Source organism: Arenimonas donghaensis DSM 18148 = HO3-R19 (assembly GCF_000743535.1).
GTDB lineage: Bacteria > Pseudomonadota > Gammaproteobacteria > Xanthomonadales > Xanthomonadaceae > Arenimonas > Arenimonas donghaensis.
Genome location: NZ_AVCJ01000012.1, coordinates 212203 through 235419 on the forward strand (window position 1 = coordinate 212203; position 23217 = coordinate 235419).

The window sequence follows — 23217 nt, forward strand, 5'->3', positions numbered from 1 at the left end:
AACAGCGTGGAAAGGCGTCTAGTCTAACGGCTTGGCCGCATTCCGCGGTCCCCGCTGCGCCCGGGCCCGCGGTCGGGCTAGAATCACCGGGCAGGGGGCTGCAACAATCCGTAGGGGAGACGGCGCTTGCGCACTGCTTGGGCCCTGACCAGCTTCATCGCCGCCGCCACGCTGGCCGCCGCGACCTTCCTGGCGACCGGCGCCCGGGCCCAGCCGCAGGTGACGGGCGTGATCCCCCCGCACGCGCTCGACCTGGCCGTGATGGAAACGCCGGTCGGGACCACCCTCGACGACATCCTCACCGGCCGGGCCCAGCCCGGCTTCACGCCCGTGCTGCGCCCTGGTTTCTCCTTCACCGCCCGCGAGGAGCGCGTGCTGTGGGTGCGCATCCGCGTCGACCTGCCGGCGGGCGAACACGCCTGGCAACTGGGACTGGTGCGCGTGCCGCTCGAACGCCTGAGGCTGCGCGTGCACCCGCCCGGGGACGTAGTCGCGCGTGACAGCTTCTTCAACCGCGGCGATGGCCAGCGGCCCTGGCCGAGCCACTTCGAACTGCCGCTGCCGGCCGGGCTGTCCGGCCCTACCGAGCTCTACCTGGAGCTGGAAGGCCGGGTGATGGGCGGATTGCACGTCAGCCTGCGCGACGCCGCCGTGGCGGACGCGGAAGAAGACCTGGCCCGGTTCTGGTTCCGGGTGGTGTACGCCCTGTTCCTGCTGGTGGCCCTGCTGTCGCTGGTGCGCCACGCCGAGGACGCGCGCGCCGGGGCGCTGGCGGTGGGCGCCGCGGCCTTTTGTTCGTGGCTGGCCTGCCTGGGCATCAACGGCCATCTTTATTCACTGCCGGAAATCGCGCTGCTTTCCGGCCTGGGCGCGGTGGTGCCCCAGGCCTTGTTCCTGCTCGGGGCCGGGCCGGTGGTGCTGGCCACCCTGCATTACAGCGGCCTGGCGAAATCGGCACCGCCCTTGGTGGGGTGGATGCGTGGCCTGGGCTGGTTGCTGGTGGCCGGCGCGCTGTTCGCGCTGACGCTGCCCCCCAATGCCAGCATCGTGCTGCAGTGGGTCGCCTGGTTCAGTTATCCGGTGGCGCTGGTGGCCTGCATGGTGATGCTGGTGCTCGACTCGCGCAGCTACCGCTGGGCGCCGATGCTCACCTGGCTGCTGATGGGGGCCGGTGTCCTGTTGCGGGTACTGGCCGACCACCAGGTGGTGGAAGCGAACTGGTGGACGCTCTACGGCTGGCAGCTGCTGCTGGCGCTGGCGATGGTCCAGTACCTGGGCCTGCCCTGGGCGCGGGCGCGCCTGCAGCGCTGGGCCATGCGCAAGCGTGCCGGCCCGCCCGAGCCCAGCGCCGAAGAAAAGATCGAGCTCGCCCGCGAAAAGCTGATGTCCAGCCTGCAGCACGGCCTGGCCCACGCCGACGACGACGACGTCGCCTGGATCGCCTACCGGCGCCTGCTCGACGGGCTCAAGTCGGTGCTCAAGCAGGACAGTTCGGCCGTGGTCGGCGAGCACGCTGACGGCGAGGAACTGCTGCAGGTCGAACCCAAGTCGGCCGAAGGGCGCTACCGCGACCTGCTGCGCGACCGCGCCACCCTGCTGCGCAACCTGAGCAAGCTCAAGGCGGCCCAGCAGGTCGGCTTCGATTTCGACGGCCCTGAAGGCCCGCTGGAAAAGGTGCAGCTGGCGGTCATCCCCTTGCCGATCCCCAAGCCAGGCTGGGGTGCGCTGCTGGTCGAGCGGCCCGCGGACGTCAATTATTCGGACGCCGAGCTGGCGCTGTGTGCGGAATTCGCCGCCATGGCGGTGGTCGCCGGCGAGGAAGCCTCGGGCACGGTCAGCGCCCAGCGCCAGGCCGAAACCGACCCGGCCACCGGCATCTTCCGCGTAGACGCGATCAACGAGCGCCTGCGTCAGATGCTGGAGATCGCTCGCCTGAAGCAGACCCCCTTCAGCCTGCTGTGGATCGAGATCGACCAGTTGCCGGCGCTGCGCGAAGCCGGAGGCGAGGTGGCCGTCGTTTCCGCGCTGCGACCGGTGGCCAGCCTGCTGCGCGACGAAGTGAGCCACGGCGACCTGGTCGGCCGCAGCGCCGGCGACGGCCTGCTGGTGTTGGCGCCGGGCAAGCGGCTGCTGCAGGCGCGCGAATATGCCGAGCGGCTGCGCGCGGCGGTCTCGCACATGGCGGTGGACCCGCGCATCGCGCCGACCCTGAGCATCAGCGTCGGCATCACCCAGGCCGCCGCCGACGAACGTCGGATCGACGAGATCACCGAGCGTGCCGCCAGGGCCGCGCGCGTGGCGTCGAAAAACGGCGGCGACCAAATCTTCAGCTGACGGCCCATGTCCACGACCCTCGTTATCGGCAACAAGAACTACTCGTCCTGGTCACTCCGGCCTTGGCTGCTGCTGCGGCATGCCGGGGTGGCGTTCGACGAGGTCCGCCTGCCCCTGGACACGCCCGAGTTCCACGCCCGCATCGGCGACTGGTCGCCGACGGGCCGCGTCCCCGTGCTGCACGACCACGGCCTGGCGGTCTGGGATTCGCTGGCGATCTGCGAATACGCCAACGAACGCTGGCTGCGCGGCAGCGGCTGGCCGCAGGACGCCGGCCAGCGGGCGGTGGCGCGCGCGCTGGCCGCCGAGATGCATTCGGGCTTCCCGGCGCTGCGCGCGCAGCTGCCGATGAACTGCCGCCGCGAGCCCCGCGAAAGGCACTGGGACGCAGCGGCGCAGCGCGACATCGACCGCATCGTGTCGCTGTGGACAGAGCGGCTCGATGCCTCCGGTGGCGACTTCCTGTTCGGGCGGTTCGGCATCGTTGATGCGATGTTCGCCCCGGTCTGCGTGCGGATGCGTGGTTACGGCGTGCCCTTGCCGGAGGCCGCGGCCCGCTATGTCGAGGCGATGTATGCCTTGCCGGCGATGAGCGACTGGCTGATGGCGGCGCGCGCCGAAACCGAGACGGTGGCGCACGACGAAGCCTGAGCCGGCACGGGGCTCAGAACGATTCGAGTTCGCAGACGTAGATCAGTTCGCAGGCCCCGTCGCCGCTGTCCTCGCGACTCAGTGAACTGCGCCATTGCGAGCCGTCGTCGCGAGTGATCTCCACCAGCCATCCCTTCAGTCGCACGGTCTGGTGTTTCCGGACGTCGTCGATGGCGTCGGCCACCGCGTCGTTGGCCGGGACCAGGTGCATGTTGGCGCTTGAGCGCACGATCTCGCGCACGGGGATCGGCGGGCCATCGGCGCCCCAGCGATAGCGATACCAGCGGCCGCCCTGGCTGATGTCGAGGCGCTCGTACACCGCCTGGTCGGCCATGCGCCGCCAGCCCAGGGCGAGGTCGGTGGGCGACACCTTGGCACCCGGGTCGAAGCGGTAGTCTTCGCGGCCCAGCACGCGGGCCTCGAGCGCGAAGGCCGCCAGCGGGCGCATCGTATGGTTGCCAAGCCGCACCACCGGGGCGTCGTCGACGCGGATCTGCAGCGGTTCGGACAGGCCGGCCGGCGACGCCATGGGCGGACAGGCCAGGGTGCCACCCGGACCGGTGGCCGGTTCGATCGACGGGCCGCGGCCGGCGGCCCAGACCAGGGCCAGGGTGGCGACGACCAGGGTGATCCAGAGCCAGCGTGGCATGGGGCCCGGCGTCCGGTCGTCAGAGCGCCCGGTCGCCGGCGGCTTCGGGCTGGTAGTCGATGGCGGTGACGCGCAGGCGCAGCGAGCGCCCGCCCGGCGCGTTCCAGTCGATGCTCTGGCCCACGGAGAGGCCCAGCAGCGCCGTACCGACCGGCGCCAGCACCGACACGCGGTGGCGGTCGACGTCGGCGTCGCGCGGGTAGACCAGGGTCAGCCGGTGGGTTTCGCCACCCACGTCGTCCACGCAGGTGACCCGGGAGTTCATGGTCACCACGTCGGCGGGCATGTTTTCCGGCTCGATCACGTTCGCGCGCCCGAGTTCGGCCGCCAGTGCGATGGCGGCGGGGTTGGTGGCCATCGCGGGGGAGTCGAGCAGCTGTTCGAGCCGCTCCAGGTCGCGGCTGGAAAGGGTGAGGGTCGGCGCGCTGGCCATGGTGGCTCCAAAAAGAGAAACGGGCGCCGCGTTGCCGCGCCGCCCTGGGTCAGAATGATTGTCCGGCCAAGATAGCCCGTGGCCCGGGGGGCTTCAAGCCTTGGATGGGCGCCGGGCAGGCTCGCCTTCAGGCAGCTCGAGCAGGCCCGCGGGCAGGTCGCGCAGCACCTCGGCCAGGTCATGCAGGAAACCGCCCATGGCCGAGCTGCGCCGCCAGACCAGGGCCAGGCGGCGGCTTGGCGGCGGGTCGCGGAAGGGCAGCAGGCGGATGTCCTCGGAAACGGGCACCGGCGGTTTGACCGCCAGGACCGGCAGCAGGGTCACGCCGACCCCGGCGGCGACCATCTGGCGCAGGGTCTCGAGGCTGGTCGCCCGGAACCCTTCCTTTTCGCCGGCGCCGGCCAGGCCGCAGACTTCCAGCGCCTGGTCGCGCAGGCAATGGCCTTCCTCGAGCAGCAGCAGGTGCTGGTCGCCCAGCTCGCCCAGGCGCAGGTTGCGCCGCCCGGCCAGCGGGTGCCCGTCGGGCACGGCGAGCATGAAGGGCTCTTCGAACAGGAATTCGGTATGGGCCCATTCCTCGTGCAGGGGCAGCGCCAGCACGGCGGCATCGAGCTTGCCGTCGCGCAGCATGTGCAGCACGACTTCGGTCTTTTCCTCGACCAGCAGCAGTTCCAGCCGCGGGAAGCGCTTGCGGATCCTCGGCACCACGTGCGGCAGCAGGTAGGGGCCGAGCGTCGGGAACAGGCCCAGCCGCACGCTGCCGGCCTCGGGGTCGGCGGTGCGCCGGGCGGTTTCACGCATCTGTTCGACTTCGGCCAGGACCCGGCGCGCACGCAGCGCGATGTCCAGGCCGGCCGGGGTCAGCATCACGTGGCGCGGGGCGCGTTCGACCAGGGAGACGCCCAGTTCCTCTTCGAGCTTCCTGATCTGGGTCGAGAGCGTCGGCTGGCTCACGTGGCACGACTCCGCCGCGCGACCGAAGTGCCGCAGGTCGGCCAGGGCCACCAGGTATCTCAGGTCGCGGAGGTTCATGGCGATTGCTATAGCCTATGGAACCGGCAATGACAATCGTGAAGATGTGAAGGGTCGGCGCCAGAGTAATAGGCTACATCTATCGTAACGATAGAAAACATCACTTTCACATATCAATAGGTTTTCCCTAACATTGCCGCAAGTTTCGATTCACCCTCCCTCATAAAAAGGAGTTTCCATGTCCCTGATCAACACCGAAATCCAGCCGTTCAAGGCCCAGGCCTTCCACGACGGCAAGTTCGTCGAAGTCACCAACGAGTCGCTGAAGGGCAAGTGGTCGGTCATCGTCTTCATGCCGGCGGCCTTCACCTTCAACTGCCCGACCGAGGTCGAGGACGCGGCCGACAACTACGCCGAGTTCCAGAAGATGGGCGCCGAGGTCTACATCGTCACCACCGACACCCATTTCTCGCACAAGGTCTGGCACGAAACCTCGCCGGCCGTGGGCAAGGCCAAGTTCCCGCTGGTCGGCGACCCGACCCACCAGCTGACCCGCGCCTTCGGCGTGCACATCGAGGAAGAGGGCCTGGCCCTGCGTGGCACCTTCATCGTCAACCCGAAGGGCGTCATCAAGACCCTCGAGATCCACGACAACGCCATCGCGCGCGACATGAAGGAAACGGTCCGCAAGCTCAAGGCCGCCCAGTACGTCGCCGCCCACCCGGGCCAGGTCTGCCCGGCCAAGTGGAAGGAAGGCGAGAAGACCCTCGCCCCGTCGCTGGACCTGGTCGGCAAGATCTGACCCAGCCTCGTCGCGGAACCTCGCCCGGGCGGATTTCCCGCCCGGGCGTCCCGGTCGCGACCGGAAGCAAGAACCCGGAGGTTTGCGCCTGCGGCCGACGACGGCCCCAGGCGCAAACCCCTGCTCAAGGAGTACGGACATGCTCGACGAAAACCTGAAGACGCAGCTCACGGCCTACCTGGAAAAGCTGCGGCAGCCGATCGAACTGGTCGCCTCGCTCGACGAGGGCGAAAAGTCGCGTGAGCTGGGCGAACTGCTTGGCGAGATCGCCGCGCTCTCGGGGCAGATCAGCCTGCGCACCGACGGCGACGACGCCCGCAAGCCTTCGTTCGCCATCGTGCGCGTGGGCGCCGAGGACGTCGCCGTGCGCTTCGCCGGCATCCCGCTGGGCCACGAGTTCACGTCGCTGGTGCTGGCCCTGCTGCAGGTGGGCGGCCACCCGTCCAAGGCGGCCCCGGAGGTCATCGAACAGGTCCAGGCGCTGGATGGCGACTACCTGTTCGAAAGTTACTTCTCGCTGTCCTGCCAGAACTGTCCGGACGTGGTGCAGGCGCTCAACCTGATGAGCGTGCTGAACCCGCGTATCCGGCACGTGGCCATCGACGGGGCGCTGTTCCAGGACGAGGTCGAGGCGCGCGAGGTCATGGCGGTGCCCAGCGTCTTCCTCAATGGTGAATTGTTCGACCAGGGCCGCATGAGCCTTGAGCAGATCGTCGCCAGGCTCGACGTCGGCGCCGAGCGTCGCGCGGCCGAGCAGATAGCGGCCAGGGACGCCTTCGACGTGCTCGTCGTCGGCGGTGGTCCGGGTGGCGCCGCGGCCGCGGTCTACAGCGCCCGCAAGGGCATCGCCACGGGCATCGTCGCCGAGCGGTTCGGCGGCCAGCTGCTCGACACGATGGGCATCGAGAACCTGATCGCGGTGACCCATACCGAGGGCCCGAAGCTGGTGTCGGTGCTCGAGCAGAACGTGCGCGAGTACGACGTCGACGTGATGAACCTGCAGCGCGTCGAGCAGCTGCTGCCGTCCAGCGAGCCCGGTGGCCTGCACGAGCTGAAGCTGGCCAGCGGCGCCAGCCTCAGGTCCCGCACCGTGGTCCTGGCCACCGGCGCGCGCTGGCGGCAGATGAACGTGCCGGGCGAGAACCAGTATCGCAACAAGGGCGTCGCCTATTGCCCGCACTGCGACGGCCCGCTCTTCAAGGGCAAGCGCGTGGCGGTGATCGGCGGCGGCAACTCCGGCGTCGAGGCGGCGATCGACCTGGCGGGCATCGTGGCGCACGTGACCCTGGTGGAGTTCGACTCGAAGCTGCGCGCCGACGAGGTGCTACAGCGCAAGCTGCGCAGCCTGTCCAACGTGAGCATCGTGCTCAACGGCCAGAGCACCGAAGTGCGCGGTGACGGACAGCGGGTGACGGCCTTGGTCTATACGGATCGCAGCAGCGGTGACGAACACGTGCTGGCGCTGGAGGGCATCTTCGTCCAGATCGGCCTGCTGCCGAACACGGAGTGGCTCAAGGGAACGGTGGCGCTTTCGGACCGGGGCGAGATCATCGTCGACGAACGCGGCCAGACCTCGGTGCCCGGCGTGTTTGCAGCGGGTGACGCCACCACGGTTCCCTACAAGCAGATCGTGGTCGCGATGGGCGCCGGATCGACCGCCGCGCTCTCGGCCTTCGACCACCTGATGCGCACCTCGCAGGTCGCGCCGGCCCCGGCCGAGACGGCCTGAACAAGGCTCAGGGCAGGTCGGGGAAGCGAAGCGACTCGGCCAGGCCTGTTCCGGCCCTAAGACCTCGCGCAGGTCGGGGTCGGTCAGCGGCAGGAAGTCGAAGGGACCGGCCAGCGCAACCACGCCGGCCAGGTCGCGGGGCGCCAGCCCGGAGGCGGCCAGATAGCGCTTGTCGGTGGCCAGCAGCGCGGCCATGTGCGCGCCCGCCGAATGGCCCATCACGCAGATCCGCCAGAGATCCCCGCCCGGTCGTCCGGCATTGGCGCGTGTCCAGGCCACGGCCCGGGCCGCGCAATACATGAAGTCCGGGAATGCATGGGCGCTGCCGGGCATCGGGGAGGGCGCTATGATGGGCGGGCATACGTAAGGAAGGCGTCATGACCCCCCCCGAGCCCCTCCTCGCCAGCGAGATCGAAAGACTTTTCGCGGCCATTCCCGAACGAAACACCGGCGACTGCCTGCTGCGGACCATGCAGCAGCACCATGTCCAGCTATCGACGATGGCCGATACCAAGGCCAACATCATCATCACGATGTCCTCGATCGTGCTGACCCTGGTGCTGGGACGCCTTAGCGATCCGATGCTGCGCAGCGCCTCGATCACGCTGGCGGCCTTCACCATGCTGGCCCTGGTGCTGGCGGTGCTGGCGGTGCTGCCCAAGTACCGGCCACTGAAGCTCAAGGACGGCACGATCCCGTCGCAGTTCAACCTGATGTTCTTCGGCCATTTCGCCGAACTGCCGCGCGAACGATTCCTCACCGAAATCGCCGGCGCCCTGAAGTCCGATGGCTCGGTGTACGAGACCATGGCCCGGGACACCTACGCGCTGGGGTATTACCTGGCCCACCACAAGTACCGCTACCTGCGGCTGTCCTACCTGTTCTTCCTGGGCGGCTTCGTGCTGGCCTGCTTCGTCCAGGGCTGGCAGTTGCTGGTTGGCTGAAAGTGACCACGCTCGCCAATGCCATCCGCGAAGCGGCGGCGCGCCTGCCCGGCGACGAAGCCCGGCTCGAGGCCGAGCTGCTGCTGGCGCATGCGCTGCAGCGACCGCGAAGCTGGTTCTACGCCCATTCCGGTGACGTGCTCGACGCCGAGGAAGCGCGTGCCTTCAACGACCTGCTGCGACGACGGGAAGGCGGCGAACCCGTGGCGCAGATCACCGGCCACCGCGGTTTCTGGTCGCTGGAACTGGCGGTCACCTCCGACACCCTGATCCCGCGTCCTGAAACCGAGTTGCTGGTTGAACTCGCGCTCGAACGCCTGCCGCTTTCCGAAATGGGCCAGGTGCTCGACCTGGGCACCGGCAGCGGCGCGATCGCGCTTGCCATCGCCAGCGAACGACCGCTGGTGGATGTCAGTGCAGTGGACGTCAGCGAAGCCGCGCTGTCGGTGGCCCGCGCCAATGCCGCCGAGGCAGGGCTGCCGCTGCGCCTGCTGCAGGGCAACTGGTTCGAACCGGTGGGCGGTGACGTCTACCGGATGATCGTTTCGAACCCGCCCTACATCCCCGACGACGACCCCCATCTGGTCCAGGGCGACCTGCGTTTCGAACCGCGTTCGGCCCTGGCCTCCGGCCCCGATGGCCTGGACGCGATTCGGCTGATCGTCCACCAGGCGCCGACCTACCTGCTGCCCGGCGGCTGGCTGCTGCTCGAGCACGGGAACGACCAGGGCGCGGCGGTGCGCGCGCTGTTCCAGGGCGAGGGTTTCGCCCAGGTCGCCACGGCCCGCGACCTCGAACGGCGCGAGCGGGTGACCCGGGGGCAGTGGCTGGGCTGATCAGTCCGCGAGTCGGACTTCGACCCGGCGGTTGAGGGCCCGCCCGGCGTCGGTGGCGTTGTCGGCGACGGGCCGGGTTTCGCCCAGTCCCTCGGCCGACAGCCGCGCGCCGTCCACGCCATGTTCCGACAGCCAGGCCACGACGGCCCGGGCGCGCTGCTCGGACAGGCCCTGGTTGTAGGCCAGTTCCCCTTCGGCGTCGGTGTGGCCGGCGATCACCAGGCGCAACGCGGGGTCGGCCTCGAGCACGCCAAGTACCTGGCGCAGCGTGTCTTCCGACGACGGCTTGAGCGTGGCCTTGGCGGTATCGAAGTAAATGCCGTACAGGTCCACCTTGCGTTCGCGGCCCAGGCGCTCGGCGAGCGAGCCGCTGTCGGCGCCGATCGGCGTGAGCTCGAGCACGATGTCCACGCGCTGCCCCGACACAAGGTCGGCGGGCTCGCTGTCGGGGGTATAACCGGCCTTGCTGCCGGTGGTGACCACCAGTCCGGCGGGCACCTGTTCGAGCACGAACCGGCCCTGGGCATCGGTCAGCGCCTGGCGCACGTTCGACGCCGACACCAACACCCCGGCCAGCGGTTTGCCGGCTTCGCTGTCGACGGCGATGCCCCTGACCGTTCCGGCATGGCGATAGCCCTTTGGATTGACCAGCAGCCGGGCGAAATCGAAGGCGTAGCCATCGCCGGCATTGTTGTCGGGGTCGTCGATGCGTACTTCCAGGCGGCCATCGCGCACCAGGTCCAGGTATTCGGGCAGGAGCTGCAGGGTCAGCAGCTTGCCGATCGGCCCGGTCTGGTCGAGCGCATTGATGGTCACCGCGATGTCGCCGGCCTCCTCGCCGTCGAGCCAGGCGCGGTAGCGGCTGCCAAAACGCGAAGACTGGAAGTCGTCGACGAACAGCTGCAGCGCGACCGTGGTGATGTCCACGTCGCCGGGCTCGAACTCGAACACCAGCGGCTGCGGCAGGTTGTCCGGTCGCCGGGACTCATACATGTAGCCGTCGCCGGCCGCGCCGGTGTTGCCACTGACGACCATGATGCGATCGGTGCCCGGGGGATCGTCCTCGCCAGGCACGAACGGGAAACGATGCACCGGCGTCGATTTGCCGGTGAACGGGTCGAAGCCTTCCGGCCAGCCGAAGCCGAGGTTGTCGATGTCGCCGGTGCGCACCACGATGTCGGCTTCCGGCCCGTCGCGTTCGACATGGCGCGCCTGGGCCCAGTCGGCCCGTTCTTCGGCGTGGGCGGCGGGCAGGGCGCAAAGACCCATGCCCAGGACCAGCAGGACGGCGGGAAGTCGCATGGCCAGGATGTCCGCAGGGAGGTTCCGCTAAGGAACGGAATCCCGGGCCCGGGCAGGCCGTGGACCGGCCCGGCTTCAGCCGCCGGCGGCGCTGCGGCGCTGCCGGGCCAGATCGGGCCAGCGCGCCAGCACGGCGCGGCGGATGCCATCGGCGTCCAGCCCAGCCTCGGCCAGCAGCTGCTCGCGGCTGGCGTGCTCCTGCCAGCCGTCGGGCAGGCCCAGGTGCAGCAGGGGCAGGCTCAGGCCCTCGGCGGCCAGCAATTCGGCCACGCCGCTGCCGGCACCGCCGGCCACGACGTTGTCCTCGAGCGTGACGAAACCCTCGTGGCTGCGCGCCAGGTCCATCAGCAGCGCGCGGTCGAGCGGTTTGACGAAGCGCATGTTCACCACGGTCAGGCCCAGCTCCGCGGCCACGGCTTCGGCCGCCGGCACCAGGGCGCCGAAGGCCAGCAGGGCGACGCCACTGCCGCGCTGCCGGAGCTCGGCCTTGCCGATCGGCAGGGTTTCCAGGCCTGGCTGCACGGCCTTGCCCGGTCCGGTGCCGCGCGGGTAACGCACCGCCGCCGGGCCGGGGTGGCGGAAGCCGGTGCTGAGCATCGAGCGGCACTCGTCTTCGTCGGCCGGCGCCATCACCACCATGTCGGGCACGCAGCGCAGGAAGCTCAGGTCGAAGCTGCCGGCGTGGGTGGCGCCGTCCGGCCCGACCACGCCGCCGCGGTCGATGGCGAACAGCACGTCGAGCTTTTGCAGTGCGACGTCATGGATGAGCTGGTCGTAGCCGCGCTGCAGGAAGGTCGAGTAGATCGCCACCACCGGCTTGACGCCCTCGCAGGCCATGCCGGCGGCCAGGGTGACGGCGTGCTGCTCGGCGATGGCGACGTCGAAATAGCGTTCCGGGAATTCCTTGCTGAAACGCACCAGGCCCGAGCCTTCGCGCATCGCGGGCGTGATGCCCATCAGCAGCGGATCGGCGGCCGCCATGTCGCACAGCCAGTCGGAGAACACCTGCGTGTAGGTGGGCTTGGCGGGGCCGGCTTTCTTGACCACGCCCACGTCCGGATCGAAGGGCCCGACCGCGTGGTATTCGATCTGGTCGCCTTCGGCGCGTTCGTAACCCTTGCCCTTGGTGGTGATCACGTGCAGCAGCTGCGGCCCCTTGAGGCCGCGCAGCGTGCGCAGGGTCGAGACCAGCGCCGGCACGTCGTGGCCGTCGATGGGGCCGGTGTAGTGGAAGCCCATTTCCTCGAACAGGGTGGAGGGCACGAACATGCCCTTCCAGTGCTCTTCCCAGCGGCGCATGAAGCGCGCGGCCGGCTTCTTCTTGTCGCCCAGCAGCTTCTTGCCTCCTTCGCGCAGGGCGTTGAGCGTGCGGCTGCCGGAGGCGCGGCCGAGCATCTTGGTCAGGCCGCCGACGTTTTCGGAAATCGACATCCGGTTGTCGTTGAGGATGACCAGCAGGTCCGGCTCCGGATCCATGCCGCCGGCGTGGTTGAGCGCCTCGTAGGCCATGCCCGCCGTCATCGCGCCGTCGCCGATCACGGCAATCACCTTGCGGTCCTCGCCGCGCGCGCGGGCGGCGACCGCCATGCCCAGGGCCGCGGAGATGGACGTCGAGCTGTGGCCGACGCCGAAGGTGTCGTAATCGCTTTCATCGCGCTTGGGGAAGGGGGCGATGCCGTCCTTTTGCTTGACCGTGTGGATGCTGTCGCGACGGCCGGTGAGGATCTTGTGCGGGTAGCACTGGTGGCCGACGTCCCAGACCAGGCGGTCGGACGGGGTCTCGAACAGGAAATGCAGGGCGACGGTGAGCTCGATCACGCCCAGGCCGGCGCCGAAATGACCGCCGGACTGGCTGACCTGTTCGATCAGGTAGGCGCGCAGCTCATCGGCGATCGCCGGCAGTTCGTCTTCCGGGAACTGCCGCAGGTCTTCGGGGACGGCGATGCGCGAGAGGCGCGGGTAGCGCTGGGGATCCATCGGAAGGCTTGCGTGGGGACAGGGCTGGATTGTCCGGCACCCCGCCGATGGGGGCAAGGTGAAGGCGGGCCGCGGTTCAGGCGGCCCGCCGTGTCAGACCGTTGCGATCAGCGGCGGAAACGACCCAGCAGGCCGCCCTTGGGCGCTTCGGGCTCGCTGGGCGCGACGATGTCGGGCTCGGCGACGCCGACGGCGAGGCTGGCGTTCACGTAGTCGGTGACTTCGGCCAGGCTGGCACCGCTGAGTTCGGCGATTTCGGTCAACAGCGCCGGACCCTTCATCATCACCGTGGCGATGCGGAAGTGGCGCGGGAACTCGCGCTCGGTCTGCGGCCACTTGAGCAGCTTGTAGCGGTCGTTCGGGTTGTAGCCCGGCGCCAGGCTGCCGTTGTGGCCGCCCAGGCCCAGGATCCATGCCAGGCGGCTGAACGGGTGGCTGCCGCCGAGTTCGGTCGCCAGGGCCGGCAGTTGCGCCGGGTCCACCGGTTCGAGGTCGTCTTCGCGGATGATCGCGGTGGCATAGGGCAGCAGTGGCTTGAGCGTCGCTCCGCCCAGGTAGACACGCTGGCCCGGGTCCAGCACCAGGTCGGGAGCGCCGGCCAGCCGTATCCGCACCGGGCCGGACAGCGCGCCGGGGCGCAGGTAGTCGGCCAGGCGCGGGTCGGCCGGTGGTTCCGGGGCCGGCACGGGCTCCGGTTCCGCCGCGGGTTCCGGCACGGGCTCGGACGCGGGTTCGGGTTCCGGTGCGGCGGCGGCAGCGGGGGCCGGTTCGGGCTCAGGTTCCGGCACCGGCTCGGCGGCGACCGGCGGGGCCTGGGTTTCAAGCTGCGCCAACAGGGTCGCCACGCCAACGGCGGTGACCGGGCGGGCCAGCTGGAAATCGGTGTCCACGCGGCCGCCGGCGGTGAGCGCAACGACGGTCTTGCCGCCGCTCATGGCCTTCATCAGGCTCATCTGGCCGTACATGGAGTCCATGTCGACCACCACCACCTCGGCCTCGTTTTCGTTGGTCATTGCCCAGCGATGGGCGGCATTGGCCTGCTTGAACGCGGCCTCCACCGAGGCCTGCTCGTCACGTGAGAGGCCTGCAAAACAGATGCTTCGAGTCGTCATTTCCTGGAGTTCCCCCTGGTCACGCCGGCTAGGGACGGCGTGAAGGCCGAAAGTGTCGGTGCTGGCGCCGACCGCGTCAAATCGGCTCAGCCGGGACGGCCGGGCCGCCGCGGCAGGTGGCTCTTCAGGAAGGCCATCTGGTCGGCCAGGATGTGGCGGTTGGAAAGGATCAGGTGTTCGACCCAGCTGGGGCGGTAGGGCACGGCCAGCAGCGGCATGCCGGCCTGCTGCGGCGTGCGCCCGCCCTTGCGCGAGTTGCAGTGGAAGCAGGCGCAGACGACGTTTTCCCAGACGTCGCGGCCGCCCTTGGACACCGGCATGACGTGGTCGCGGGTCAGGGAGTGGCGGCCATATTCCTTGCCGCAGTACATGCACAGGTTGCCGTCGCGGGCGAAAAGGGCGGTGTTGGACAAGGCCGGCGAGGGGTCCAGGGCCTTGGCGTGGGCATGGCTGCGGCCGGCCACGATCGGGTGCAGTTCGACCAGGCTCTGCAGGCCGCTGGCCCGGTTGGTGCCGCCACGCACGACCAGGCAGGGGTCGCCCAGGGTCCAGGCGACGGCGCCGCGCACGTACAGGCAAACCGCGTCCTGCCAGTGCATCCAGTCGAGGATGCGGCCATGGGCGTCGAGGGAAAGCACGCGGGGAATGCCGGTTTCAGCGAAAGACGGGGCTCCACCCGGGTGGGGCTTGCTCCCGGTGCCCACCAGACTCAAGCGGGTCGGCGGTATTCCCATCAGGGCTTGAGCATACGCCAGTCCCGTTGCAGTTCAAGCACCGGGCGGATCCGACGGGGCGGGCAGCGCGGGGCGGGCTAGAATCGTGCATCCCTCCCCCGTCACGAGGCGTGCATGCGCGGCCTGTATCCCGACATCGAACCCTACGACAGCGGTTTCATCCAGGTGGATGGCCGGCACCGGCTCTATTACGAACAGTGCGGCAACCCCGATGGCAAGCCGGTGGTGATCCTGCACGGCGGGCCGGGCGGCGGCTGCGGCGCGAAGATGCGTCGCTTCCACGACCCGCAGGCGTATCGCGTGGTGCTGTTCGACCAGCGTGGCGCGGGGCGCTCGACACCCCACGCGGACCTGGTCGACAACACGACCTGGGACCTGGTGGCGGACATCGAAAAGCTGCGGCGACACCTCGGGGTGGACCGCTGGCAGGTATTCGGCGGCAGCTGGGGTTCGACCCTGGCCCTGGCGTACGCGCAGGCGCATCCCGGGCAGGTGAGCGAACTGGTGCTGCGCGGCATCTTCATGTTGCGGCGATGGGAGCTGGAGTGGTTCTACCAGGAGGGCGCCTCGCGCCTGTTCCCCGACGCCTGGCAGCAGTACCTCGAACCGATCCCGAAGGTCGAGCGTCACGACCTGATGAGCGCCTACCACCGGCGCCTGACCTCGGACGACGAAGCAACCCGCCTGGCGGCCGCGCGTTGCTGGTCGGTCTGGGAGGCGGCGACGAGTTTCCTGCGCCAGGACGAGGCCTTCATGCACAGCCACGAGGACGCGCACTTCGCGCTGAGCTTCGCGCGCATCGAATGCCACTACTTCGTCAACGGCGGCTTTTTCGACGCCGACGACCAGCTGCTGCGCGACGCCCACCGCCTCAAGGAGATCCCGGGCGTGATTGCCCACGGTCGTTACGACGTGGTCTGCCCGGTGCAGAACGCCTGGGACCTGAAACAGGCCTGGCCCGGCGCCAAACTCGAGATCGCCCCGACCTCGGGCCACTCAGCCTTCGAACCCGAGCTGGTCGACATCCTGGTGCGCGCCACCGACGACTTCCGCTGACGTCGCCGAACCGGATACGAGAGGGGTTCAGTCCCGGGCCCCGGTCTTGCCCTTTGGGCAAGCAAGGCGGCCCTTGCGGCAATCGTCGGTGGCGCCGCCGCGCACGCTACGTCCTCGCCGCCCGGCCGGGACCAAGCGTCATCCATGACCAGCTCACGGCCGGGTCGCTCCCGCGCATCCATGCGCTCCGCGACACTTGGGCATCCTGCCCGGCGCCACTACGGACATCCATGTCCTCCGTTTCGTCGAGGACGTAGCGTGCACGACGTCGCTCCCACTCCATCACGGGCCGCTGGTTGCCAGCCCGACGCTTCGCGTCGAAGTGCTCTTCGTGCGCCAATCACTGGAGGCCGGAAAACGTCTCCGGCGGTGGCTCGCCGCCTGCTTGCCCGGCGGCCACGACGTCATTTCGAGGAGGTAGCGTGCAGTCGCCCTGGCCGACCTTCGGAGACAAGGACGTCGACGAAGAGCCTACATGGAGGTACTTGCGGCGTGTCGGCCAGGGCGACTGCACGCTGCCTCCACCCGCGAATATCCTGAGCGGCGCCGCCTTGCTTGCCGAAGGGCAAGACCAGAGATCGGGAGTCCCTCCCGCAGGAAGTCGTTCCCCCCCCCAGCAATCATTCCACGCGGGTGAGGGTCAGGCGGGGCTGCCGTCGGGGTCGTGGTTGAGCAGCCAGAGGCCGGCCCAGAGCTTCGGGTCCATGGAGTACCCGGCGGCCATCTTGGCGGCCAGCCAGCGCGGGGCGTCGTCGACCGGCACTTCGTGGACCGTGATGTCCTCGGTCTCGTCACCGCCGCCGGCATGGACCCGGGTCAGGCCGCGGGCGCGGACGAAGGCGATCAGCTCGTTGCTCATGCCTGAACTGGTCGGCCCGACCATCAGCACCTTCACTTCGTCGGCGCGCCAGCCGGTTTCCTCGAGCAGTTCGCGTTTCGCGGCTTCCTCGACCGTATCTGCGGCGTCGAGGTCACCGACCAGGCCCGCCGGCATCTCGATCGTCGGCGCGTTCATCGGGATGCGGAACTGCTCGACGAACAGCAGCTTCCGCTCCGGCGTCAGCGCGATCACGATCACCGCGCTGCCGGCGTTGGTTCTCTCGGCGTATTCCCAGTGCCCGCGCTTCACCAGCCGCAGGTATTTGCCTTCGCACAGGGTTTGGGGTTGGTCGGCCATGCCGGCGATCCTAGCGCGCCGTGCGCGGGCCCGTCAGGTCGCCAGCAGTCGCCGGCGCGACAACGGGCCGAAACGAAGCTGGTCGCAGATCGCTTCCAGCGCGGGCTTGTCGGGGTCGCGGCGTTCGCAAAGGCCCAGGTCCTCGGGCAGGGGAGCATCCGTGGCGATCGTCGCCAGGCGGCGCGAGAGCAGGGCGATCTCGCCGTGCTCGCGCAGCCGCTGCGCGTGCTGGGCGGCACCGCGCATGCGCAGGAAAGGCACTTCGTCCAGCCTTTCGTAGATCTGGTCGAGGCTGCCGAAATGACCCAGCAGCGTGGCCGCCGTCTTCGGACCGATGCCCGGGACGCCGGGGATGTTGTCGATCGCGTCGCCGGTCAGGCCCAGGTAGTCGGCCACCTGGTGCGCGTGCACGCCGTAGCGCGCTTTCACCCCGTCGGCGCCCCAGCGCTGGTCGCGGGCGAAATCCCACTGCTGGTCGTCACCGGCCAGCAGCTGCGAGAGGTCCTTGTCGGCCGAGATGATGAGCCCGGCGTGGCCGGCCTCGCGCACCCGCACCAGGGTGGCACCGATCAGGTCGTCGGCTTCGTAGCGGCCGTCCGACAGCACGGCCAGGCCCAGTGCGCGGCACAGCGCCTGGCAGTGGCCGAACTGGCGCTTGAGCTCCTCCGGCGCCGGTTCGCGGTTGGCCTTGTAGGCCGGGTAGAGCGCGTTGCGGAAATTCGACTCCAGCGATTCGTCGAAGGCCACGGCGATGCGTTCGGGCCGCTGCCGCTCCAGGATGTCGAGCAGGAAGCGCGCGAAGCCCTGGACTGCGTTCACCGGCCAGCCGTCGAGGTCGTGGAATTCGTCGGGCATCGAGTGCCAGGCCCGGAAGACGTAGAGGCTGGCGTCGATCAGGTGGACCGGCGGGTTCATGGCTGCCACGGCGCCAGCAGCGCGTCCACGTCCGGGCGCTGGCGCTCGGGCGCGGCCTCGGCGGCGGTTCCCAGGTGCATGAAGCCAAGCACCTGCTCGCCCTCGTCCAGGCCCAGGAACTGCTTGATCTGCGGGTCGTAGGCGGCCCAGCCGGTCAGCCACTGCGCCCCGAAGCCCAGGGCCTGGGCCGCTTGCAGCAGGGCGAAACACACGGCGCCGCCGGACAGCAGCTGCTCCTGCACCGGGACCTTGTGGCCGGGTACCGGGCAGCCGACCACCACCACCACCAGCGGCGCGTGCGAGAAGCGCTGCCGGTCCTTGTCCACGACCGCCGCCGGCGCCGCGGGATCCTTTTCCAGGCAGCGCGCCGCGAGGCGTTCGCCCAGCGCGTGGCGGGCGTCGCCCCGGATGGCCAGGAAGCGCCAGGGCGCGAGCTTGCCGTGGTCGGGCACGCGGACGGCCTCGGCCAGCATGGCGCGCAGCTGGGCCGCGTCCGGGCCGGGTTCTTGCAGCAGCCGGGAGGGCACGGAGCGGCGGGCCCGCAGGAAATGCAGTTCGTTCATCCGGGCGAGATTACCATTCGTCCTGCCGGTGCCCTCCCGGCCCGATTCTGGGAATAGGGTCACAGTTATCTGTGGCACGATTGACCAGACTTGCTCTACAGCGCGTAGTCCCCCCCGGCGTGCAGAGGCCCATGAACGAAATCCCCAGCCCAGGTACCGCCCGTCCAGGCAGCCCGACGTCCCCGAAGGACCTCGTGTCGGCGATGCGCCGTCGCAGCACCGAACACCTCCAGGCCGTGCTGGCGCGGGTCTTTGCACGTGCCGACGACTGGCTGTTCGACCTGGCGAAGAAGGACGGGGTGCCCGATGGTTCGCCCTACCTGTTCGCGATGCGGGCGCTGCGTACGTCGCGCGCGCCGCTTGAGCGGGGATTCCGGGACTACCTGGACAAGGGCTTTTCCTCCTTCGAAACCCGGACCGCGCCGCGCGCGCCGTCGGAAGACGACGGCCTGGCCGAACTGACCCTGCTGCCCGAGAGCGAACTCGAGCAGCAGCTGGCCACCAACCTCACCGCCGAGGCAATCACCCGCATCCACGGCAACCAGCTCGACGAGCTGGCCGGTCGCCTGGCCCGCATGGTCGGCGTGGCCAAGCTCGAAGCCGACCAGAACCCGCTCAGCGCGCACGCCCTGGCCGGTGCCATCGGCGCCGCCCACGGTGGCATCGAGCTGCCTGACGACGTGCGCATGGTGCTGTTCAAGTATTACGAGCGCGAGCTCATCCACGACCTGCGCGACCTGCTCACCGACCTCAATGCCCGCCTCGAGGCCGCGGGTTTCCGCGCCGACCAGGGCGCGGCCAAGCCGGCCCAGCGTGCCAAGCCCCGGCCCGACTACGTGCCGCCGGCGACCGCCGACGGTTACGCCCCGGCGGCGTCCGACTACCTGTCCTCCGGCCAGGGCGGTGGTGGCGAGGCCCCGGCGGGCGAAGACCGCGCGGTTTTCGAAGCGCTGCAGCAGCTGCTGCATGCCTGGCGCCCGGCCCAGCCGCCGGGTGGCCGTCAGCCCGGCCGCCCCGGCCAGCGACCGCTGCAGTCGAATGAAATGATGTCGCTGCTGTCGCTCATGCAGCCCAGCGTGCCGCAGGCCGTCCACGAAGCCCTGGACCGGCCCGAGGCCTCCCTGGCTGCGTTGCTCAAGAACGAGCTGCTCAGCGGCGCCAGCCGCATCGGCCTGCCGCCCGAAGACGTCAGCATCAGCCGGGACGACGAAGACGCCGTCGACCTGGTCGGCATGCTCTTTGACGTGATGTTCGACGAGCGTGACTTCGAGCAGTCCGCCCGCACGCTCATCTCGCGCCTGGTCGTGCCTTTCGTGAAGGCCGCGGTCATGGACCGCCGGCTGTTCCTCTACAAGACCCACCCGGCCCGTCGTTTGCTCAACTCGCTGGCCGAAGCCGTCGAGGGCAACCGGGGCGAGGGCCCGCAGGAGCGCGAGCTGCTGCAGAAAGCCGAAAACACCGTCGACCGCTTGATCGCCGAGTTCAATGAAGACCTGGCCATCTTCGAGACGCTGGAACAGGAACTGCGCCAGTTCCTGGAACAGCACCGTCGCCGGGTCGAGCTGGCCGAGCGCCGCGCCGCCGAGGCCCAGCGTGGCCAGGAGCGCCTGGAACAGGCCCGCGACCTGGCCAAGGTCGAACTCGAGCAACGCACCCGCGGCCTGGAGCCGACCCCGGCGATGCGCGACTTCCTCGAGCGCAACTGGACCCACCACCTGTCGATGATCGCGCTGCGCGAGGGCCCCGACAGTGGCTCCTGGCAGAACGCCCTGACCGTCGCCGACCGCCTGCTGGCCCTGCTGCCCAAGCCGGGCGATGCGGTCGAAGCCATCGGCCCGTCGGTGCAGGCCATGCGCGAACCGATCGAAACCGTGCTGGCCAGCTCCGGCATCATCGGCGAGGCGGCCCAGGACGTGATGCACGGGCTTTCCGACAGTCTCGAGCGCCGCGCCCGTGGCCAGGCCCCGGCCAAGGTCGAGGTGCCGGTCGAACCGCCGGCGGACGACAAGGTCGTGCAGATGCCCGACCGGCGTTCGGCCGTGCAGGCCGCGCTGGCCGACCTCAAGCCCAAGCTTGAGGTCGTCGGCGGCAAGGCCGAGATCGAGGTCAACGACAGCGATGTCGAGCAGATGCGCCAGCTCAAGGTCGGCACCTGGATCCACATCGCCGGCGAAGACGGCAAGCACCATCCGGTCAAGCTGTCCTGGGTCAGCCCGATTTCCTCGCGCCTGATGTTCGTCAACCGCCGCGGTGTCCGCGTGCTGGTGGCGTCGGTCGAGGAACTGGCCGCCATGAAGCAGCAAGGCAACCTCCTGGTCCGGGAGCAGGAACAGGTCTTCGACCAGGTCCTGCACCGCGTCATGGGCAAGCTGCGCGAAGACCTGGGCTGAGCCCTGCCGCGTCCACGGCGGTTTCCGGTAGCATCAATGCCGGACATCCCCGGGAGTGGCCTGCATGTCGGCCTGCATCGTCTTCATCCGTGAAACCGCGCCGGGCGAACGGCGCGTTGCCCTGACGCCGGAAACCACCCGCAAGCTCACCGGCCTGGGCGCCCGGGTACTGATCGAACGCGGCGCCGGCGCGCCGGCCTTCTTCCCCGACGCCGCCTATGCCGGTGCCGATTTCAGCGACGACGCCGATGCCGCGCTTGCCGCGGCCGACGTATTGGTTTGCGTGCAGCCGCCCTCGGATGACCGCCTGGCCCGCCTCAAACCCGGCGCCCTGTTGGTCGGCCTGTTGGCGCCGCACGCCGACCCGGGACGGGTGCAGGCCATCGTCGACGCGAAGCTGACCGCTTTCCCGCTGGAAAAATTACCGCGCACGACCCGGGCCCAGGCCATGGACGTGCTGTCCTCGCAGGCCGGCATGGCCGGCTACAAGGCCGTGTTGCTGGCCGCGCAGCTGGCACCGCGTTATTTCCCCATGCTCACCACCGCCGCCGGCACGATCCGCCCGTCCCGGGTGCTGGTGGTCGGCGCCGGCGTCGCCGGCCTGCAGGCCATCGCCACGGCGCGGCGGCTGGGGGCGCAGGTGGAAGGCTTCGACGTGCGCCCCGAGACCCGCGAGCAGATCGAATCCCTGGGCGGCAAGTTCCTGGACCTGGGCGTCAGCGCCGCCGGCGAAGGCGGTTATGCCCGTGAACTCACCGCCGAGGAACGGGCCGAACAGCAGCGCCGCCTGGGTGAACACCTCAAGAGCGTCGACGTCGTGGTCACCACCGCCGCGGTGCCCGGCCGCCCGGCCCCCCGGATCATCAGCGCGGCCATGGTGTCGGGCATGAAGCCAGGCAGCGTGGTCGTCGACCTCGCGGCCGAAACCGGCGGCAACTGCGAACTCACCCGGCCCGGCGAAACCTTCGTGCAAGACGGCGTCACCTTCGCCGGCCCGCTGAACCTGGCGAGCCAGGGCGCGATGCACGCCAGCGAAATGTACGCGCGCAACGTCTACAACTTCCTGGCGCTTTCGCTCAAGGACGGGGCGCTGGCGCTGGACTGGGACGACGAGTTGATCGCCCGCACCTGCCTGGCCCACGACGGCGCACGCCGCGACGGCTGATCAGTCGGCTTTCGCATCCGGCGCCGGCGAAATGCCCGGCCCACCGGTCTCCAGCCAGGCGCGACGTTGCTCCGGATCCAGTGATCGCCATTTGTCGGCCAGCGCCTGGCGCTCTTCGGCCGGCAGGCCCCGCATGACCCGCATCGCTTCGCGCATCTGCTGGCGCTGCGCCGGCGACAGGTCGCGGTAGTTGCGCATGCCCTTGCGGATGCGTTCGCGCTGTTCGGGCGACATGGCCTCCCAGCGCGCGCGGCGCTGCGCGTGCTCCAGGGCCTGTACGCGCCGGGAGGCGGGCAGGGTGTCCCACTCGTCCTTGAGCCGCACGAGCAGCTTCTGCTGCTCAGGCGTCAGTTCGTCCCAGTCCGGGACGACCACGCCTTCGGGGACCTGCATGGGCCCGTGCGGCGGGTGACCGTGGCGGTGGTCCCCGCGCCGGCCGTCGCCGTCCCCGGCGCTGGCGGGAAACGCGATCACCAGGGCCAGCGCCAGGACGCAGGCGTGGAGCAGCCGACGCGGCAGGGTGTTGCGGCCCGGTGTCATTGCGGCTCCCCGCGCGAGGCCACCGGTGCTTCGGCCAGCCAGGCGTAGAGTTCGGCGTCTTCGGCCATCACCAGGGCTTCGACTTCATCGCTGGCCAGCGTTCCGGCGACCGGCGAGCCCGGGTCCAGGCGCGCCGGCAGCCACCAGGCCAGGCCCAGGGCCATGACGCTGGCGGCGACGGCACCGGCCGGCCACAGCAGGCGGCCGTGCCGGGCCGGTACCGGCCGCAGCGCCGCTTCGCGGGCCCGGCGCAGGCGGAAAACCATGCCCTGGTCCAGGCGCTCGCTGGCGCGTGCGAACAGGTCGCGGGCCCGGTCAAGGGTGGGGTCGGGGCGGCTCATCGCCATTCCTCCAGGTGGGTGCGCAGGGCGGACATCGCCCGCGACAGGTGGGTTTTCACGGAGCCTTCGGAACAGCCCATGGCCGACGCCGTGTCGGCCACGTCCAGTCCCTGCAGCTCACGCAGCAGGTAGGCCTCGCGCTGGCGCCGGGGCAGGCGGCGCACGGCGCGCCCCAGGGCGGCCCAGGCGGCGCCGTCGGCGTGGCGGCGGGCCGGGTCTTCGTCCGGGTCGGGCAGCATCTCGAGCGGGTCTTCGCGGCTGTCCTCGTCCCGGCCCAGGACCGCCATGAACTTGCGGCGCACGCCGTTGCGACGGTGCCGGTCGGTGATCTGGCGGCGCAGGATGGCCCAGAACAAGGGCGTCCACTCGGCGGCAGGGCGGTGCTGGTAGCCCACGAGCTTGATCATGGCGTCCTGTACGGCATCCAGCGCGTCCTCGCGGTGTCCCAGCGCCAGCTCGGCCATGCGCAGCCCACGGCGCTCGACCGACGCCAGGAAGGCGTCGAGGCTGGGGCTTTCGGCGGCGGGGGCGGCGTCGAAGGGCATCACGGGCGGGCGGCGGTACCGGGCATGTGGCCTTATAACGCATCGCCGGC

Annotated in this window: 22 protein-coding genes and 1 pseudogene; 9 read left to right on the forward strand and 14 right to left on the reverse strand. The window is 69.9% G+C overall.

Translation table 11 applies throughout. The features are described from left to right. Nucleotides 1-126 precede the first annotated feature (126 nt). Together N788_RS07280 and N788_RS07285 are read left to right on the forward strand one after the other, a co-directional pair. Nucleotides 127-2334, forward strand: coding sequence for a GGDEF domain-containing protein (locus N788_RS07280; protein WP_034222965.1), 2208 nt, complete (start codon nt 127-129; stop codon nt 2332-2334). A 6-nt stretch (nt 2335-2340) separates the two neighbouring features. Then, nucleotides 2341-2985, forward strand: a complete 645-nt coding sequence (locus N788_RS07285) for a glutathione S-transferase family protein (protein ID WP_034222968.1) — start codon at nt 2341-2343, stop codon at nt 2983-2985. Nucleotides 2986-2998: 13 nt separating this feature from the next. On the opposite strand, the gene N788_RS07290 is transcribed toward N788_RS07285, so the two are convergent. The 3 genes from N788_RS07290 to N788_RS07300 form a co-directional block, all read right to left on the reverse strand. Further along, entirely contained in the window at nt 2999-3634 is a 636-nt protein-coding gene (locus N788_RS07290) for a hypothetical protein (protein WP_051924468.1), read from the reverse strand. A 19-nt stretch (nt 3635-3653) separates the two neighbouring features. Then, a complete protein-coding gene (gene rnk / locus N788_RS07295) occupies nt 3654-4067 on the reverse strand; it encodes a nucleoside diphosphate kinase regulator (RefSeq protein ID WP_034222970.1) in 414 nt (137 codons plus the stop codon). 93 nt (nt 4068-4160) lie between these two features. Then, nucleotides 4161-5099 carry a LysR substrate-binding domain-containing protein gene (locus N788_RS07300; protein ID WP_034222974.1) on the reverse strand — a complete coding sequence of 313 codons (939 nt, stop codon included), beginning with the start codon at nt 5097-5099 and terminating at the stop codon, nt 4161-4163. Nucleotides 5100-5277: 178 nt separating this feature from the next. Between N788_RS07300 and ahpC the strand changes: the two genes are divergently transcribed. Then, entirely contained in the window at nt 5278-5841 is a 564-nt protein-coding gene (ahpC, locus tag N788_RS07305; protein ID WP_034222977.1) for an alkyl hydroperoxide reductase subunit C, read from the forward strand. 139 nt (nt 5842-5980) lie between these two features. Further along, on the forward strand, nt 5981-7570 hold the full coding sequence (ahpF, locus tag N788_RS07310) for an alkyl hydroperoxide reductase subunit F (RefSeq protein ID WP_034222980.1): 1590 nt from the start codon (nt 5981-5983) through the stop codon (nt 7568-7570). Nucleotides 7571-7660: 90 nt separating this feature from the next. Here the strand turns inward: ahpF and N788_RS14655 are convergent. Continuing rightward, nucleotides 7661-7903, reverse strand: a pseudogene (locus tag N788_RS14655) (alpha/beta hydrolase); the annotation flags it as partial. Nucleotides 7904-7947: 44 nt separating this feature from the next. Between N788_RS14655 and N788_RS07315 the strand changes: the two are divergent. Next, the gene (locus tag N788_RS07315) at nt 7948-8514 is read left to right on the forward strand and encodes a Pycsar system effector family protein (protein WP_034222982.1); all 567 of its coding nucleotides are present in this window, start codon (nt 7948-7950) and stop codon (nt 8512-8514) included. 2 nt (nt 8515-8516) lie between these two features. After that, nucleotides 8517-9350: a peptide chain release factor N(5)-glutamine methyltransferase gene (gene prmC, locus N788_RS07320; RefSeq protein WP_051924469.1), complete on the forward strand. Its 834-nt coding sequence runs from the start codon at nt 8517-8519 to the stop codon at nt 9348-9350. On the opposite strand, the gene N788_RS13915 is transcribed toward prmC, so the two are convergent. From N788_RS13915 to N788_RS07340, 4 genes are all read right to left on the reverse strand, one after another. Then, nucleotides 9351-10652, reverse strand: a complete 1302-nt coding sequence (locus tag N788_RS13915; protein WP_051924470.1) for an OmpA family protein — start codon at nt 10650-10652, stop codon at nt 9351-9353. Between the two features lie 75 nt (nt 10653-10727). After that, on the reverse strand, nt 10728-12629 hold the full coding sequence (dxs, locus tag N788_RS07330; RefSeq protein WP_034222988.1) for a 1-deoxy-D-xylulose-5-phosphate synthase: 1902 nt from the start codon (nt 12627-12629) through the stop codon (nt 10728-10730). 107 nt (nt 12630-12736) lie between these two features. After that, on the reverse strand, nt 12737-13741 hold the full coding sequence (locus N788_RS14950) for a hypothetical protein (protein WP_211250693.1): 1005 nt from the start codon (nt 13739-13741) through the stop codon (nt 12737-12739). An 86-nt stretch (nt 13742-13827) separates the two neighbouring features. Then, nucleotides 13828-14475, reverse strand: a complete 648-nt coding sequence (locus N788_RS07340) for an HNH endonuclease (RefSeq protein WP_084695941.1) — start codon at nt 14473-14475, stop codon at nt 13828-13830. Between the two features lie 114 nt (nt 14476-14589). On the opposite strand from N788_RS07340, the gene pip reads away from it, so the two are divergent. After that, a complete protein-coding gene (gene pip, locus N788_RS07345) occupies nt 14590-15531 on the forward strand; it encodes a prolyl aminopeptidase (protein WP_034222991.1) in 942 nt (313 codons plus the stop codon). A gap of 640 nt (nt 15532-16171) precedes the next feature. Here the strand turns inward: pip and N788_RS14665 are convergent. Genes N788_RS14665 through N788_RS07360 form a run of 3 tightly spaced genes read right to left on the reverse strand, consistent with a single transcriptional unit; the run spans nt 16172 to nt 18186 of the window. Beyond that, nucleotides 16172-16708, reverse strand: a complete 537-nt coding sequence (locus N788_RS14665; RefSeq protein ID WP_034222994.1) for an NUDIX hydrolase — start codon at nt 16706-16708, stop codon at nt 16172-16174. 33 nt (nt 16709-16741) lie between these two features. After that, a complete protein-coding gene (locus N788_RS14670; protein ID WP_034222997.1) occupies nt 16742-17623 on the reverse strand; it encodes a 5'-3' exonuclease in 882 nt (293 codons plus the stop codon). Then, a complete protein-coding gene (locus N788_RS07360) occupies nt 17620-18186 on the reverse strand; it encodes a nitroreductase family protein (protein WP_034223000.1) in 567 nt (188 codons plus the stop codon). The genes N788_RS14670 and N788_RS07360 overlap by 4 nt, the downstream gene beginning before the upstream one ends. Nucleotides 18187-18317: 131 nt before the next feature. On the opposite strand from N788_RS07360, the gene N788_RS07365 reads away from it, so the two are divergent. Further along, the gene (locus tag N788_RS07365; protein ID WP_084695942.1) at nt 18318-20576 is read left to right on the forward strand and encodes a DUF1631 family protein; all 2259 of its coding nucleotides are present in this window, start codon (nt 18318-18320) and stop codon (nt 20574-20576) included. Between the two features lie 64 nt (nt 20577-20640). Beyond that, nucleotides 20641-21741, forward strand: a complete 1101-nt coding sequence (locus N788_RS07370; RefSeq protein ID WP_051924472.1) for an NAD(P) transhydrogenase subunit alpha — start codon at nt 20641-20643, stop codon at nt 21739-21741. On the opposite strand, the gene N788_RS07375 is transcribed toward N788_RS07370, so the two are convergent. The 3 genes from N788_RS07375 to N788_RS07385 are packed head-to-tail and all read right to left on the reverse strand — an operon-like array spanning nt 21742 to nt 23167. Then, on the reverse strand, nt 21742-22281 hold the full coding sequence (locus N788_RS07375) for a DUF3106 domain-containing protein (protein WP_051924473.1): 540 nt from the start codon (nt 22279-22281) through the stop codon (nt 21742-21744). Continuing rightward, complete coding sequence (locus N788_RS07380) at nt 22278-22622, reverse strand: hypothetical protein (protein WP_034223003.1); 345 nt, start codon at nt 22620-22622, stop codon at nt 22278-22280. The genes N788_RS07375 and N788_RS07380 overlap by 4 nt, the downstream gene beginning before the upstream one ends. Continuing rightward, nucleotides 22619-23167 (reverse strand): RNA polymerase sigma factor, encoded by a 549-nt coding sequence (locus N788_RS07385; protein WP_034223007.1) that lies wholly within the window; start codon nt 23165-23167, stop codon nt 22619-22621. Before N788_RS07385 ends, N788_RS07380 begins: the two co-directional genes overlap by 4 nt. Nucleotides 23168-23217: the final 50 nt, after the last annotated feature.

Bases quoted from the DNA above. Each gene is read 5' to 3' on its own strand.
- N788_RS07285 (WP_034222968.1), top strand. From the start codon at position 2,341: ATGTCCACGACCCTCGTTATCGGCAACAAGAACTACTCGTCCTGGTCA.
- N788_RS07290 (WP_051924468.1), bottom strand. From the start codon at position 3,634: ATGCCACGCTGGCTCTGGATCACCCTGGTCGTCGCCACCCTGGCCCTG.
- rnk (WP_034222970.1), bottom strand. From the start codon at position 4,067: ATGGCCAGCGCGCCGACCCTCACCCTTTCCAGCCGCGACCTGGAGCGG.
- N788_RS07300 (WP_034222974.1), bottom strand. From the start codon at position 5,099: ATGAACCTCCGCGACCTGAGATACCTGGTGGCCCTGGCCGACCTGCGG.
- ahpC (WP_034222977.1), top strand. From the start codon at position 5,278: ATGTCCCTGATCAACACCGAAATCCAGCCGTTCAAGGCCCAGGCCTTC.
- ahpF (WP_034222980.1), top strand. From the start codon at position 5,981: ATGCTCGACGAAAACCTGAAGACGCAGCTCACGGCCTACCTGGAAAAG.
- N788_RS07315 (WP_034222982.1), top strand. From the start codon at position 7,948: ATGACCCCCCCCGAGCCCCTCCTCGCCAGCGAGATCGAAAGACTTTTC.
- N788_RS13915 (WP_051924470.1), bottom strand. From the start codon at position 10,652: ATGCGACTTCCCGCCGTCCTGCTGGTCCTGGGCATGGGTCTTTGCGCC.
- dxs (WP_034222988.1), bottom strand. From the start codon at position 12,629: ATGGATCCCCAGCGCTACCCGCGCCTCTCGCGCATCGCCGTCCCCGAA.
- N788_RS14950 (WP_211250693.1), bottom strand. From the start codon at position 13,741: ATGACGACTCGAAGCATCTGTTTTGCAGGCCTCTCACGTGACGAGCAG.
- N788_RS07340 (WP_084695941.1), bottom strand. From the start codon at position 14,475: ATGGGAATACCGCCGACCCGCTTGAGTCTGGTGGGCACCGGGAGCAAG.
- pip (WP_034222991.1), top strand. From the start codon at position 14,590: ATGCGCGGCCTGTATCCCGACATCGAACCCTACGACAGCGGTTTCATC.
- N788_RS14665 (WP_034222994.1), bottom strand. From the start codon at position 16,708: ATGGCCGACCAACCCCAAACCCTGTGCGAAGGCAAATACCTGCGGCTG.
- N788_RS14670 (WP_034222997.1), bottom strand. From the start codon at position 17,623: ATGAACCCGCCGGTCCACCTGATCGACGCCAGCCTCTACGTCTTCCGG.
- N788_RS07360 (WP_034223000.1), bottom strand. From the start codon at position 18,186: ATGAACGAACTGCATTTCCTGCGGGCCCGCCGCTCCGTGCCCTCCCGG.
- N788_RS07365 (WP_084695942.1), top strand. From the start codon at position 18,318: ATGAACGAAATCCCCAGCCCAGGTACCGCCCGTCCAGGCAGCCCGACG.
- N788_RS07370 (WP_051924472.1), top strand. From the start codon at position 20,641: ATGTCGGCCTGCATCGTCTTCATCCGTGAAACCGCGCCGGGCGAACGG.
- N788_RS07375 (WP_051924473.1), bottom strand. From the start codon at position 22,281: ATGACACCGGGCCGCAACACCCTGCCGCGTCGGCTGCTCCACGCCTGC.
- N788_RS07380 (WP_034223003.1), bottom strand. From the start codon at position 22,622: ATGAGCCGCCCCGACCCCACCCTTGACCGGGCCCGCGACCTGTTCGCA.
- N788_RS07385 (WP_034223007.1), bottom strand. From the start codon at position 23,167: ATGCCCTTCGACGCCGCCCCCGCCGCCGAAAGCCCCAGCCTCGACGCC.